This is a genomic window from Alloalcanivorax marinus, assembly GCF_016906305.1.
Classification (GTDB): domain Bacteria; phylum Pseudomonadota; class Gammaproteobacteria; order Pseudomonadales; family Alcanivoracaceae; genus Alloalcanivorax; species Alloalcanivorax marinus.
On sequence record NZ_JADDOL010000021.1, the window covers coordinates 17,179 to 29,963 of the forward strand.

Genomic DNA, 12,785 nt, shown 5'->3' on the forward strand with positions numbered 1-12,785 from the left:
GCTCCCATAATTTGATGTAGACCAGTCTATATAATTTTGCGGCCGGGTCCAGCCCCGTCGGCGGGCCGCCTCAGCGGTTCGTATCGATCAGGGCGGCGAGCTGATCACAGGCTTCCCGGATCGGCGCCGGGCTGCGCGCCACCCGGGCCTGGATCAGGGCGCCCTCCAGGGCGGAAACGGTCAGGGAAGCGAGGCGGAGCGCGGCCGCCGAGTGGGCGTCCTCCGGGGCGATGATCGCCGCCAGGGTCCCGCGCCAGTGGTCGTAGGCTTCCTCGGCGGCGGCGGTGATCGGCGCTGATTGCGGCGTCACCTCCAGCACCGTGGTGGCCAGCGGGCAGCCGTCCCGGTACTCCGAGTCCGCCAGCCAGCCGGCCAGCAGCACGCCGTAGGCACGCAGGGTCTCGCCGGGGCCGCCGTGGGCGAGGGCCAGCCGCTCCAGGGTGCCGGTGACCAGGGCGCCGGCGTGGCGGATGGCCGCCGCGCCCAGCTCTTCCTTGCCGCCGGGAAAATAGTGGTAGAAGGAGCCCTTGGGCGCCCCGGCCTCCTTGAGGATGTCGTTGACGCCGGTGGCCGCGTAGCCGCGCTGGCGGAACAGGCGGGCGGCGGTGTGGACCAGGTTGTCCCGGTGCTTGGGGCGGGCTGCCATGACGCACTCCATCGAAAAGCGGTAGACCAGTCTGTATGGTGACACAATCCGGCGGCCCCGGAAGGCCCTTTCCCGTCCGTGAGTACCCCCTCCATGAAACAGCACGACGATTTTCACCTTTGGAAAACCGACCTGTTGGGCGCGCTGCTGCTCTACGGCGGTTTCGCCTTTGCCCTGGTGCCGGCGTTTCTGCACCGCTCCTTTCCGTTGGGAATTGTGATCGGCACGGTGCTGGTGGGCAGCTTCTTCCTGCGCAACGTGAAGGACCACTTCGGCTTCTTTCAGTTGCCGAAGTACGCCGTGGTGATCAATTGCTATGTGGGTGGCCTGATCATCTCCGCGATCTGGTACGGCCTGTCACAGGGGATGCTGAACTAGCGGCGCCTCGATCACCGAACGGCCCACGGCGCGGCCGATCTCCGCGCAGGCCTCGATGCCCTGCACGAACGGGCGGTGGTGCATCAGAAACGGCAGCGCCGCCAGCGCGATGCGGTGGCCGCCGATGGCGGGCACCCGCAGGCTGTAATCCTCCGCCAGGGGCGGCAGCGGGCCGCCGTGGTCGAGCAGCTGCCGCCGCAGGGTGGGCAACGGCAGGTCGGTCAGGTCCTTCGGTTTCTGGCCACGGGCGTTGATCACCACGGCGAAGCGGTATTCACCCTGGTCGGTGCACAGCCGGGTGCTTTCCTCGCCCACGTCCATCCGATAGTCCCGGCCCAGGGCCCGCAGGTCGAGCACGCCGGCGGCGCGCAGGGCCAGCAGGCGGCGGATCGATTCCGGCGGCACCGCCGCGTAGTTGTCCACGAAGACCTTGCGCAGGCCGGCGTCGAATCGCTGGCGGTCCGCTTCCGTAAGATGCGGCGCGATCGGCTCCATCACCTCATGCAGCCGCAACAGCGCATAGCGCCAGGGCACCGTGTGCCGGGCCCGCTTGTTGCGTTCCACTTCCTCCAGATTGTGGCGCGCCCAGTGGAACGGATTGCGCTGTGCCCGCTCCTCGAAATACGCGCCCGCGAAGGTGTCCGCGTTCTGTTCCTCCAGCCCCAGGCGCGCGCTCCAGGCCGGGTCCTGCCGCTGCAGTTCCTGGACCATCAGGTCGAAAGCCCGGTCCAGCAGCCCCTCGGCGCCGGCTTCGATTTCCTGGTCCAGGCGGGCCTCGGTGGCCACCTGCAGGGGCTCATGGGGGATCGGGCAGTAGAAGTCCGCTTCCGGCAGCAGGCCGGTCCGCGACATCAGGGTGATGCGCAGGCCTTCGCTGCCGGCGTTCACCCGGAAGCGCAGGCTGTGCTCCGGGTGGTCCGGCTGTTCCTCGAAATGACCGTGCTGCACCGCCACCGCCAGGGCGGCGTCGATGCCGCTGAGCGAGGTGCCCAGCACGCCCACCTCGGCGGCGGGCAGGTCGGCGTCGATCAGGCCGGTCCAGGGGCTGGGAAAGTAGGCGCGGTTGCCGGACGCCGGCGACGGCCACACATGGCCGGTGGCGATCACCGCGCGATCAAACGCCAGCGGCGCCCGGTGGCGATCGGTCCAAAGACGCAGGCCATCGGCCTCGGCGGCCAGATCCAGCACCCGGCATCGTTCCTCCACGGTGATCCGGTGGCCACGGTGCCGGCCGGCGCGCACCAGCGCCAGGCACTGGTCGCGAAAGTAATGGCCGAGCAGCACCCGGGGCAGAAACTGCCGCTCATGGAGACCGGTCTTGTCCACGCCATAGTCGGCGAGAAAGCCGGAGGATTGTGCGCGCAGCCACTCGAGATAGCTCCGCGTCAGTGGCGGGATCTCGATGCTGGCGATATTGGCGAGCATGGCCCGGTGGTTGGCGTGCTCGTCGTAGGGCATGCCCACGCCGGCCTGGTCGCCTTGTTCGAACAGGGTGATGCAAAGCGGGGCGTCGCCGTGGATCAGCGTTGCCAGGGTATACAGGCCGGTCGGTCCCGCGCCAATCAGGGCGATGCGCCGCATGAGTTCCGTCTCGCTGACCATCGGGTGAATGAGCATGGGTGCGCCGCCTGGCGCTGTCCAGACGGTTACCAAGGATTTTACCTTCCCGGGCCAAGCGGCGGGTCCGCATTTACGTCAAGCAACAGCCGCTGACAAAAGCTATCACTTTCGTTGATAGCGTGTATTGGATCGATAGGGAGCAAAGCGGTACTTCTTATAAAGGCTTCGCCGTACTGCAACGGCCACCAAACAGGGAGAATAATCATGACCGAGAGCAAGTGCCCCTTTCATCAGACCGCTGGCGGCGGCACCACCAACCAGGATTGGTGGCCGAACCAGCTGCGCCTCGACATCCTTCACCAGCACGCGCCGGTGACCAGCCCCATGGACGCGGACTTCGACTACGCCGAGGCGTTCAAGAGCCTGGATCTGGCGGCGCTGAAAAAAGACCTGACCGACCTGATGACTGATTCCCAGGACTGGTGGCCGGCGGATTTCGGCCATTACGGGCCGCTGTTTATCCGCATGGCCTGGCACAGCGCCGGCACCTACCGGCTGGGCGACGGTCGGGGTGGCGCTGGCACCGGCACCCAGCGCTTCGCGCCGCTCAACAGCTGGCCGGATAACGTCAACCTGGACAAGGCCCGGCGGCTGCTGTGGCCGATCAAGAAAAAATACGGCAACAAGATTTCCTGGGCCGATCTGATCGTGCTCACCGGCAACGTGGCGCTGGAATCCATGGGTTTTAAAACCTTCGGTTTCGCCGGCGGTCGTGAGGACCTGTACGAGCCGGAGACCGACATCTACTGGGGCCAGGAAAGCGACTGGCTGGGCACCGACAAGCGCTACTCCGGCGAACGCGACCTGGAGGACCCGCTGGGTGCCACCACCATGGGGCTGATCTACGTGAACCCGGAGGGCCCGGAGGGCGAGCCGGATCCGGTGAAAGCCGCCCACGACATCCGCGAGACCTTCGGCCGCATGGCCATGGACGACGAGGAAACCGTGGCCCTGATCGCCGGCGGCCACACCTTCGGCAAGACCCACGGCGCCGGTGACCCGGGGCTGATCGGGCCGGAGCCGGAAGCGGCGCCCATCGAGTCCATGGGCCTGGGCTGGCACAGCCGCCACGGCAGCGGGTTCGGCGACGACACCATCACCGGCGGCCCGGAAGTGACCTGGACGCAAAAACCCACGCAATGGTCCCATCTGTTTTTCGAGAACCTGTTCGGCCACGAATGGGAGCTGGAGAAGAGCCCGGCCGGTGCTTACCAGTGGGTGGCCAAGGACGCCGTGGCGGACATTCCCTACGCCCACGACAAGAGCAAAAAGCGCAAGCCCACCATGCTCACCACCGACCTGTCGCTGCGCTTCGACCCGGCCTACGAGAAAATTTCCCGGCGCTTTTACGAGAACCCGGAAGCTTTCGCCGACGCCTTCGCCCGCGCCTGGTACAAGCTCACCCACCGGGACATGGGCCCCATCGAACGCTACCTGGGCCCGGAAGTGCCGAACGAAGAACTGATCTGGCAGGACCCGGTGCCCAAGGTGGACCACGCCCTGATCGACGACCAGGACATCGCCGCCCTCAAGGCCAGGATCCTGGACAGCGGCCTGTCCATTTCCGATCTGGTGAAAGCCGCCTGGGCGTCCGCGTCCACCTATCGCGGTTCCGACATGCGCGGCGGCGCCAACGGCGCCCGGGTGCGACTGGCACCGCAGAAGGACTGGGCGGTGAACGACCCCAACAATCTGGCCAGAGTGCTGAACACGCTGGAAGGCATCCAGAGCGAGTTCAACGGCGCCGCCTCCGGTGGCAAGAAAGTGTCGCTGGCGGACCTGATCGTGCTGGCCGGCGCGGCGGCGGTGGAGAAAGCCGCGGAGAGCGGCGGCCATAAGGTGACGGTGCCGTTCACCCCGGGCCGCACCGACGCCTCCCTGGAGCAGACCGACGTGGACTCCTTCAAGTACCTGGAGCCGTTCGTGGACGCCATGCGCAACTACCGCAAGGCGAAAGCCACCGTGGACGCGGAGCATCTGATGATCGACCGCGCCCAGCTGCTTACCGTCACCGCCCCGGAACTGACCGTGCTGGTGGGCGGCATGCGCGCGCTCAATGCCAACTACGACGGTTCCGAGCACGGCGTCTTCACCGACCGCCCGGAAACGCTCAGCAACGACTTCTTCAAGACCGTCGTGGACATGAGCATCGCCTGGGCGCCGGTGTCCGAGGACGACGACTACCTGTTCGAAGGCCGCGACCGGTCCACCGGCAAGCTCAAGTGGACCGCCACCCGGCTCGACCTGATCTTCGGCGCCAACTCCCAGCTCCGTGCCCTCTCGGAGGTGTACGGCGCCGACGACGCGGAAGGCAAGTTCGTGAAGGACTTCGTGGCCGCCTGGGCCAAGGTCATGGACCTGGGCCGGTTCTGATCCATCCCCGGCGGGACCCCGGGAGTGACATCACCCCCGGCGGCCCGCCGAGCCTTGCGGAAACTGGGCGAGGATATCCGCGAAGCGCGCCTGCGCCGTAACCTGTCCATGGAAATCGTGGCCGAGCGCGCCGCGACTTTCCGCGCCACTCTGACCCGTTTGGAGAAGGGGGATACGGCGGTGAGCGTCGCGATTCTGGCCGGTGTGCTGCAGGCCCTGGGCATGCTGCCCCGGCTGGCGGACCTGGCCGACAGCGCCGGGGACCCCCAAGGGCTTGAGATCAGCCGGGAATCGCTGCGCCAGCGGGCCTCATCGCCGCGCCCGAGGGTGGGCCGGGATGAGTAACGTCGAGGTGTTTCTGGATTGGCGGCGCCGGAATCGTCGAGTGGGGTTGCTGCGCCGCCATGCCAGCCGGGGCCGGGAAACGGTGACCTTCGAGTACGCGCCGGAATGGTTGGCGGCGGACGACCGCTTTTCCATGGACCCGGCGCTGCAGGTGGGGCCGGGCCTGTTCCGCCCGCCGGCGGGCGCGGAAATGTTCGGCACCCTGGGCGATTCCGCGCCGGACACTTGGGGCCGCATGCTGATGCGCCGCCGGGAACGGCGCGCGGCGGAACGGGAAGGCCGGGCGGTGCGCCCCCTTCACGAGACCGACTTTTTGCTCGGTGTCTCGGATCTGACCCGGCTCTTCGCTGGGGGGCGCCCGCCCCAAGGCGTCCGTGGTCGATCAGCACGGCCGGCTGGCGATCGCCAAATTCCCTAAGGAAACCGACGAATATTCCCTGGAACGCTGGGAAGCCATCGCCCTGGACCTCGCGGCTCGGGCGGGGATCCGCGCGGCCGACCACGAATTGTATGAAGTGGCCGGGCGGCCTGTGTTGTTGTCCCGCCGATTCGACCGCGACGGCGATGAGCGGATTCCTTTCCTGTCGGCCATGTCGATGACCGAGCACCGGGATGGCGAACGGGGCAGCTATCTGGAGATCGTCGATGCTCTTGCCGAGCAAGGGGCGAGCGCCCGCGAGGATCGCCAGGAACTGTTCCGGCGAGTGGCGTTTTCCATCCTGGTTTCCAATGTGGACGATCATCTGCGCAATCACGGATTCTTGTGGCAAGGCAGGGCCGGCTGGTCCCTGTCGCCGGCCTATGACCTCAACCCCACGCCCCAGGATATGAAAGCCCGCGTATTGGCCACCAACATCGATCTGGATGACGGCACCTGCTCCATCGAACTGCTGCGCTCCGTGGCGGACGAATTTTCCCTCAAACCGGCGGAAGCGGATGCGTGCATTCGGGAAGTGGCCAAAGCCTGTAAGGGGTGGCGTGATGCGGCGAGAAAGCGCGGCGCTCCCGCTGCTGAAATCAAGCGCATGGAAAGCGCCTTCGAACATGAGGACCTGGCCACTGCCAGCCGTTTGTAGAAGCGGTGTTACGAGATCCAGGGGTTGATCAGGGGCACGCCGAGGGGCTCGAAGTCCTTGGTGTTGCGGGTGGCCAGGGTGGCGCCGTGGGTCTCGCAGATGGCGGCGATCTGGCCGTCGGCCATGCTCACCGGGGTGCCGTTGCGTTCCGCTTCGGCCATCTTCTGCGCGTAGTGGCTGGCGGCCAGGGCATCGAAGGTGAGCAGGCGCCCGCTGAATTCCTGGTCGAACAGTTCGGCGGCGAGCATCGCCAGAGTGCGCTGCCGACGGCCGGCGGGTAGCCGCTCGATGCCGTACAGGATCTCCGCCACGGTGATGCTGGTGGTGCCCACGTCCCGGGCCGATTGCCGGTCCAGCCAGTGCACCACCACCGGGTTCGGCGCCGGCCGCATCAGCTCCGACAAAACATTGGTGTCGAGGACGATCACGGTTCCAGGTCCGCGGGTCGCGGCGGGTCGCGGCGCTCGGGCAGCTCCAGCTCCTGGCCGTCATAGGCGGCGAAGCGGTCACGGATGCGGCTGCCCAGGCCCTGTTCCGGCGCCGGCTCGCTGAGGGCCCGGCGCAGGATCCGGCGCACTTCCTCTTCCATGGAATGGCCGTGCCGGGCGGCTTCCAGCCGCAGGCGCTGTTTCAGGTCGTCATCGAGATTGCGGACGGTCAGGGTGCTCATCGGCGTTCTCCTCAATGGGTGACAGCAATGCTAGCACTGCTGTCACCCGGAGGAAAGCCACCGCCCGCCGACCCTCAGGCCCGCGCCGGTTCCGGCGGCGTGGTGCCGCCGGGCAGCGACAGCCGCAGGTTGTTCAGCCAGGTGGTGCCGAACTGCCGCCACAGCGGCGCGGAGTTGTAGGGCAGGCCGTAGCGGTCCGCCAGGGCTTTCACCCGCGGTGCCACCTCCGGGTAGCGGTTGCTGCACAGGTCCGGGAACAGGTGGTGCTCGATCTGGTGGCTCAGGTTGCCGGACATCACATGGAACAGCGGGCCGCCGGTGATGTTGGCGGAGCCCAGCAGCTGGCGCAGGTACCACTGGCCACGGGATTCCCCTTCGGTCTGCTCCTGGGTGAAGTGATAAACGCCGGCGGGGAAGTGCCCGCAGAAGATGATCACGAACGCCCAGATATTGCGCATGATGTTGGCCACGAAGTTGGCGCCGGCCACCAGCAGGAACACGATGAGCGGCGATTCCGGCACCACCAGGGAAATCGGCAGCGCCACCAGGGCGGCCAGGCCCGGCCACATGATGTAGTCCTTGCGCACCTGGCCCCACACCTTGCGGCCGATGTGTTTCATTAGCGGCAGGATTTCCTTGGGCTTCTTCTTGCGCTCGGCCACGTCGATCAGCGCCTGCTCGTGCAGCGCCACGCCTTCCTCGAACAGCAGCATCAGCAGCACGAAGTACACCGGCTGCAGCAGGTAGGCCGGCTTCCAGGGCTGGTGCGGAGTCACGCGCATGATGCCGTAGCCCACGTCCAGGTCCTTTTCCAGCACATTGGTCCAGGTGTGGTGCACCACATTGTGGGAGTGCATCCAGCGGTCCGAGGGACTCATGGTGTCCCACTCCCAGGTGTTGGACTGGATCTCCGGGTCCTTCATCCAGTCCCACTGGGCGTGCAGCACGTTATGGGCGATTTCCATGTTTTCCAGGATCTTGGCCAGCCCCAGCAGGATCACGCCCAGGGCCATGACGATCAGCGTGGACGGCCAGCCCGCCAGGGCGTGGCCCCAGGCCGGCAGCAGGAACAGGCTGGCGTAGATCACCAGCCGGCCCAGCAGCGCCATGCTGCGTTGGGTGCGGATCAGGCGCAGGATATAGAGCCGGTCCTTCTCGCCCCGGGATTCCAGGGTCTCGTAATAGATGGCGTCCATCTCGCGACCGAACTCGTCGATCTGTTCGTCGGTGAGGTCCACCGGCAAGGGTCGTTTCGTGCTCATGACGTTCTCCCTAAAGTGCCAGTTCGCAGTCCCCGGCGGCCGCGCACACGCACACCTGTACGATGGCGCCGGGTTCGTTGATGAAGTCGCCGCTGCGCAGGTCGCGCACGCAGCCGGCTGTGAGCGTGGTGTTGCAGGTATGGCAGATGCCCATGCGGCAGCCGTGGGGCGGGTTGAGCCCGGCGTCCTCGGCCACGCGCAGCAGGTTGGTCTCGCCGTCCGCGTCCACGTCCAGGTCGCTGTCGGCGAAGCGCACCCGGCCGCCCACGGCGTCGTCGGGAATCGGCGCGAAGTCCGCCCGGAAGCGCTCGATGTGCAGCCGCTGGGTGAGCCCGGCGGCGTCCCAGGTACGCTCCAGGGCGGCCAGCAGCGCCGGCGGGCCGCAGGCGTAGCAGTCGCGCTCGCGCCAGTCCGGGCACAGCCGCTCCAGCTGCGCCTCGGTGAAATGGTTCTCGTCGGCCGGGGCCTGGCGAGTGTGTACCTCGTGCAGATGGTAGTGCGGCTGCGTCTCGTCCAGCCGGCGCAGCTCGCGGCCGAAGATGGTGTCGAACTCGTGGGGCGCGTAGTGGATGTGCACCGTGTCCGGCAGCCGCTCCTGGGCGATCAGGCTGCGCACCATGCTCATGGCCGGGGTGATGCCGCTGCCGGCGGTAATGAACAGCGGCTGCACCGGCGAGGCGTCCGGCAGATAGAACTCGCCCTGGGGCAGCCCCACCGGAATGAAATCGCCCACCTTCAGATTACGGACGATGTGATGGGACAGGCGCCCGCCGTCGATCTTCTTGACCGTGATGGTAAAGCAGCCGTCGTCGCGCTCCGGCGGCGACGAGATGGTATAAGTGCGGGTGTAGTGACGGCCGTCCACCGGAATGCCCACGCGAATGTGCTGGCCCGGCCGGTGCAGCCGCCAGTTGGCGCCGGGCTTCAGGGTCACGGTGCGGGCATCGCGGGTTTCGTCCCACACGTCCACCACCCGGGCGTGCATGCGGTGGGTGGTCCACAGCGGGTTCACCAGCTCCACGTAGTGGGAGGTGCGCAGCGGGAACGCGAACATGTCGCTGATCGCGGACAGCCGCGCCAGCCAACGCCTGGGTGCCTTGCCTTGAGGTACCGGGGTGGTCATGCCGCCCTCCTGTTATTGGCTTATAGGTACAGGTAACGTCGTACGGACAACACTGTGTACAGGTGTTCACAATAACGGCAAAGTCGCCCTTTGGGAAGACGGCAAATTTGTTCAAGGTTGCGCCGGCGCCCATGGCCCCGGCGTGAAGGTCAATGGGCGCGGGCGGCGTGATCCGGGGCGGCCCCGAGCGAACTGACGGAGTGCGGCCCCGAGCGAACTGATGGGGTGCGGCCCCGAGCGAACGGATACGGTATAGTCCCGCCCGTTTCCCTAACGGCCGGAAGGAGCAATGACCATGGCTGACACTTTGGATTACGCGGCGATGCTGGCGGTGGCCCTGGGCGAGGCCCGCCAGGGGCTGGCCGAAGGCGGCATCCCCATCGGCGCCGCCCTGTTCGACGCCGACGGCACCCTGCTGGGCGCCGGCCACAACCGGCGCATTCAGGAAGACGACCCCTCGGTGCACGCCGAGACCGATGCCTTCCGCAAGGCCGGCCGCCAGCGCGGCTACGGCGACAAGATCATGGTCACCACCCTGGCGCCTTGTCTGTACTGCAGCGGCCTGGTGCGCCAGTTTCGCATCGGCACCGTGGTGGTGGGCGAGTCCGAGAATTTCCCCGGTGGCCTGGACGAGCTGCGCGCCCACGGCGTGCGCGTGATCGAACTGGACGACCCGGACTGCAAGACCCTGCTGGCCGACTACATCCGCGCCCACCCGGACGTCTGGCACGAGGACATCGGCGAGGACTGAGCGCCGCCGGATCGGCCCGTTGCTATGCTATGATTTGCGCCCCGGCCCGCCGGGGCCGTCCATCCGCCAGAGAATGCCCATGAGTGATTTGCCTGCCTGCCCCCGGTGCAGCTCCCCCTACACCTACGAAGATGGCGCCCAGTTCGTGTGCCCGGAATGCGCCCATGAATGGAACGCCGCCGACCAGCAGGCCGCCGCCGAGGCGGACCTGATCCGCGACGCCAACGGCAATGTGCTCAGCGACGGCGACACCGTCACCGTGATCAAGGACCTGAAGGTCAAAGGCTCCTCCTCGGTGGTCAAGGTCGGCACCAAGGTCAAGGGCATCCGCCTGGTGGGCGGTGACCATGACATCGACTGCCGCATCGACGGCATCGGCGCCATGAAACTGAAGTCGGAGTTCGTGAAGAAGGTCTGACCCCGGGGCCGCTCGCCATCGGCCCGGCCTTTCGCCATGATAGAGAAGCTTTGCGGCGCTGCCCGTTCCAACCCTGGCCGGGACGTTTTAAGGTGCCGGGACCGGCCCAGCGCCGTCTTCGTTTCTGCACGGGAGAGAAGTTTCATGTCCGACGACACCTACACGCCGCCGAAGGTCTGGAAATGGGAACCGGGCAACGGCGGGCGCTTCGCCAGCATCAACCGCCCGATCGCCGGCCCCACCCACGACAAGGCGCTGCCGGTGGGTGAGCACCCGCTGCAGCTCTATTCCCTGGCCACCCCCAACGGCGTCAAGGTCACGGTGATGCTGGAGGAACTGCTGGCCCTGGGGCACGCCGGCGCCGAGTACGATGCCTGGCTGATCAACATCGGTGACGGCGACCAGTTCGGCAGCGGCTTCGTGGAGATCAATCCCAACTCCAAGATTCCGGCGATGGTGGACCACAGCGTGGAACCGCCCCGCCGGGTGTTCGAAACCGCCTCCATCGTGCTCTACCTGGCGGAAAAATTCGGCGCCCTGATTCCCGAGGGCGCGGCCCGCACCGAATGCTTCAACTGGCTGTTCTGGCAACAGGGCGCGGCGCCCTTCCTGGGCGGTGGCTTCGGCCACTTCTATGCCTACGCGCCGGAAAAATACCAGTACCCCATCGACCGCTACACCATGGAAGTGAAGCGCCAGCTGGATGTGCTGGACCGGCACCTCGCCGAACAGACCTGGCTGGCCGGTGACGAGTATTCCATCGCCGACATCGCCACCTGGCCCTGGTACGGGCAACTGGTGCTGGGCCGGCTCTACAGCGCCGCCGAGTTCCTGGACGTGACGTCCTACAAGAACGTGCTGCGCTGGGCCGAGGCCATCGACGCGCGCCCGGCAGTGCAGCGCGGCCGCATGGTCAACCGCACCTTTGGCGAGCCGTCCACGCAATTGCGCGAGCGGCACGACGCGTCCGACTTCGACACCCGCACCCAGGACAAGATCGGCGGCGGGGACTGACGCGACCATGGACCGGTTTCTGCTGCGTCCGCGCAGCGGCATCAACGACATCCGCCTGGGCGACTCGCCGGAGGCGGTGCGCGCCGCGGTGGGGGAAACGCCGGAGCACTGGCCGGCGCGGCAGCAGTTCGGCATCGATTTCCCGGCCCGGGACCTGTTCTTCGACGGCGCCCTGGTGGTGCATTACGACGAGCATCAGCGGGCCGAATGGATCGCCGCCGGCGACGGCCTGCCGCTGCGCCACGAGGGCCTGGACCTGTTCCAGGCCGCCGCCGACACGGTGCTGGTGCACCTGATGCAGTTCGGCACCCTGGAAGAAGACGACCAGGAACCGGGCCGCGCCTATGTGTTCCCCTCCCTGCAGCTGTCCCTGTGGCGCCCGGACGACCCGCGCGTGCTGCAGGAAGCCCTGGCCGCCAGCGGCAACGAAAAGGAACGGCGCGCCCTGCGTCAGGCCCTGGCCCGGGCCACCTTTTTCCAGCAGATCGCGGTGTTCTCCGAAGGCTATTGGGACAACCCCTAGCGCCGCTTTTCAAACCCGGGAACAGGAGCTCCCCTTGGCCATTACCCACACTGACCGTGCCCATCTGGAATACTGCCTGGACCTGGCCGAGCAGGCCCTGGAAGCCGGCGACCAGCCGTTCGGCTCGCTGCTGGTGGACGAAGACGGCACCGTGCTGCTGGCCGCCCGCAACCGTGTCGGCGACGGCGACCACACCCAGCATCCGGAATTCGAGATCGCCCGCTGGGCGGCGCAAAACCTGCCGGCGGAACAGCGCGCCCGCGCCACCGTCTACACCTCCGGCGAGCACTGCCCCATGTGCGCCGCCGCCCACGCCTGGGTGGGCCTGGGCGCCATCGTTTACGCCAGCTCCGGCGAGCAGCTGCGCGGCTGGCGCATGGAGATGGGCCTGCCGCCGTCGCCGGTGGCCGGTCTGTCGATCCGTCAGGTGGCCCCGAACGTGCCGGTCACCGGCCCGGTGCCGGACCTGGCCGAGCGGGTACGGCGGCTGCACGAGCGCTGCCACGGGTAGGAAACGACCTTCTTGGCGTTTAAAACCTGGTGATCGACAAAAAGGACAGATGTTGGCGCTCCGGGGGGGGGGCAT

16 protein-coding genes are annotated in these 12,785 nt (G+C 67.2%); 10 read left to right on the plus strand and 6 right to left on the minus strand.

Annotated features, from left to right (window positions below; genetic code table 11):
- Positions 1-70: 70 nt before the first annotated feature.
- Positions 71-646, minus strand: coding sequence for a TetR/AcrR family transcriptional regulator (locus IM760_RS19035; RefSeq protein WP_204431055.1), 576 nt, complete (start codon positions 644-646; stop codon positions 71-73).
- 93 nt (positions 647-739) lie between these two features.
- On the opposite strand from IM760_RS19035, the gene IM760_RS15410 reads away from it, so the two are divergent.
- Complete coding sequence (locus IM760_RS15410) at positions 740-1,024, plus strand: hypothetical protein (RefSeq protein ID WP_204431056.1); 285 nt, start codon at positions 740-742, stop codon at positions 1,022-1,024.
- Here IM760_RS15410 and IM760_RS15415 read toward each other — a convergent pair.
- Positions 1,004-2,641, minus strand: coding sequence for an FAD/NAD(P)-binding protein (locus IM760_RS15415; protein WP_204431057.1), 1,638 nt, complete (start codon positions 2,639-2,641; stop codon positions 1,004-1,006). The genes IM760_RS15410 and IM760_RS15415 overlap by 21 nt on opposite strands.
- Positions 2,642-2,848: 207 nt before the next feature.
- Here IM760_RS15415 and katG point away from each other — a divergent pair, with 207 nt between their 5' ends.
- Genes katG through IM760_RS15435 form a run of 4 tightly spaced genes read left to right on the plus strand, consistent with a single transcriptional unit; the run spans position 2,849 to position 6,438 of the window.
- A complete protein-coding gene (katG, locus tag IM760_RS15420; protein WP_204431065.1) occupies positions 2,849-5,017 on the plus strand; it encodes a catalase/peroxidase HPI in 2,169 nt (722 codons plus the stop codon).
- Positions 5,018-5,041: 24 nt separating this feature from the next.
- Complete coding sequence (locus tag IM760_RS15425; protein ID WP_204431067.1) at positions 5,042-5,362, plus strand: helix-turn-helix domain-containing protein; 321 nt, start codon at positions 5,042-5,044, stop codon at positions 5,360-5,362.
- A complete protein-coding gene (locus IM760_RS15430) occupies positions 5,355-5,780 on the plus strand; it encodes a HipA N-terminal domain-containing protein (protein WP_204431069.1) in 426 nt (141 codons plus the stop codon). The genes IM760_RS15425 and IM760_RS15430 overlap by 8 nt, the downstream gene beginning before the upstream one ends.
- Positions 5,737-6,438, plus strand: a complete 702-nt coding sequence (locus IM760_RS15435; RefSeq protein ID WP_204431071.1) for a HipA domain-containing protein — start codon at positions 5,737-5,739, stop codon at positions 6,436-6,438. The genes IM760_RS15430 and IM760_RS15435 overlap by 44 nt, the downstream gene beginning before the upstream one ends.
- Positions 6,439-6,446: 8 nt before the next feature.
- Here the strand turns inward: IM760_RS15435 and IM760_RS15440 are convergent, their stop codons facing one another.
- The 4 genes from IM760_RS15440 to IM760_RS15455 all read right to left on the minus strand — a co-directional run bounded on the left by IM760_RS15440 (position 6,447) and on the right by IM760_RS15455 (position 9,493).
- Positions 6,447-6,866 carry a PIN domain-containing protein gene (locus IM760_RS15440; protein ID WP_204431073.1) on the minus strand — a complete coding sequence of 140 codons (420 nt, stop codon included), beginning with the start codon at positions 6,864-6,866 and terminating at the stop codon, positions 6,447-6,449.
- Complete coding sequence (locus IM760_RS15445) at positions 6,863-7,108, minus strand: FitA-like ribbon-helix-helix domain-containing protein (protein ID WP_204431075.1); 246 nt, start codon at positions 7,106-7,108, stop codon at positions 6,863-6,865. Before IM760_RS15445 ends, IM760_RS15440 begins: the two co-directional genes overlap by 4 nt.
- Before the next feature lie 74 nt (positions 7,109-7,182).
- On the minus strand, positions 7,183-8,370 hold the full coding sequence (locus IM760_RS15450; protein ID WP_204431077.1) for a fatty acid desaturase family protein: 1,188 nt from the start codon (positions 8,368-8,370) through the stop codon (positions 7,183-7,185).
- Positions 8,371-8,380: 10 nt separating this feature from the next.
- Entirely contained in the window at positions 8,381-9,493 is a 1,113-nt protein-coding gene (locus IM760_RS15455) for a ferredoxin reductase (RefSeq protein ID WP_204431079.1), read from the minus strand.
- A gap of 295 nt (positions 9,494-9,788) precedes the next feature.
- Between IM760_RS15455 and IM760_RS15460 the strand changes: the two genes are divergently transcribed.
- The 5 genes from IM760_RS15460 (at position 9,789) to IM760_RS15475 (ending at position 12,710) form a co-directional block, all read left to right on the plus strand.
- Positions 9,789-10,244, plus strand: a complete 456-nt coding sequence (locus IM760_RS15460; protein ID WP_204431081.1) for a nucleoside deaminase — start codon at positions 9,789-9,791, stop codon at positions 10,242-10,244.
- 79 nt (positions 10,245-10,323) lie between these two features.
- Positions 10,324-10,662 carry a zinc ribbon domain-containing protein YjdM gene (locus IM760_RS15465; protein ID WP_204431083.1) on the plus strand — a complete coding sequence of 113 codons (339 nt, stop codon included), beginning with the start codon at positions 10,324-10,326 and terminating at the stop codon, positions 10,660-10,662.
- Positions 10,663-10,806: 144 nt separating this feature from the next.
- Entirely contained in the window at positions 10,807-11,676 is an 870-nt protein-coding gene (yghU, locus tag IM760_RS15470) for a glutathione-dependent disulfide-bond oxidoreductase (RefSeq protein ID WP_204431085.1), read from the plus strand.
- Between the two features lie 7 nt (positions 11,677-11,683).
- Entirely contained in the window at positions 11,684-12,199 is a 516-nt protein-coding gene (locus IM760_RS18940; protein WP_228234467.1) for a hypothetical protein, read from the plus strand.
- A 34-nt stretch (positions 12,200-12,233) separates the two neighbouring features.
- Positions 12,234-12,710, plus strand: coding sequence for a nucleoside deaminase (locus IM760_RS15475; RefSeq protein ID WP_239549888.1), 477 nt, complete (start codon positions 12,234-12,236; stop codon positions 12,708-12,710).
- Positions 12,711-12,785 lie beyond the last annotated feature (75 nt).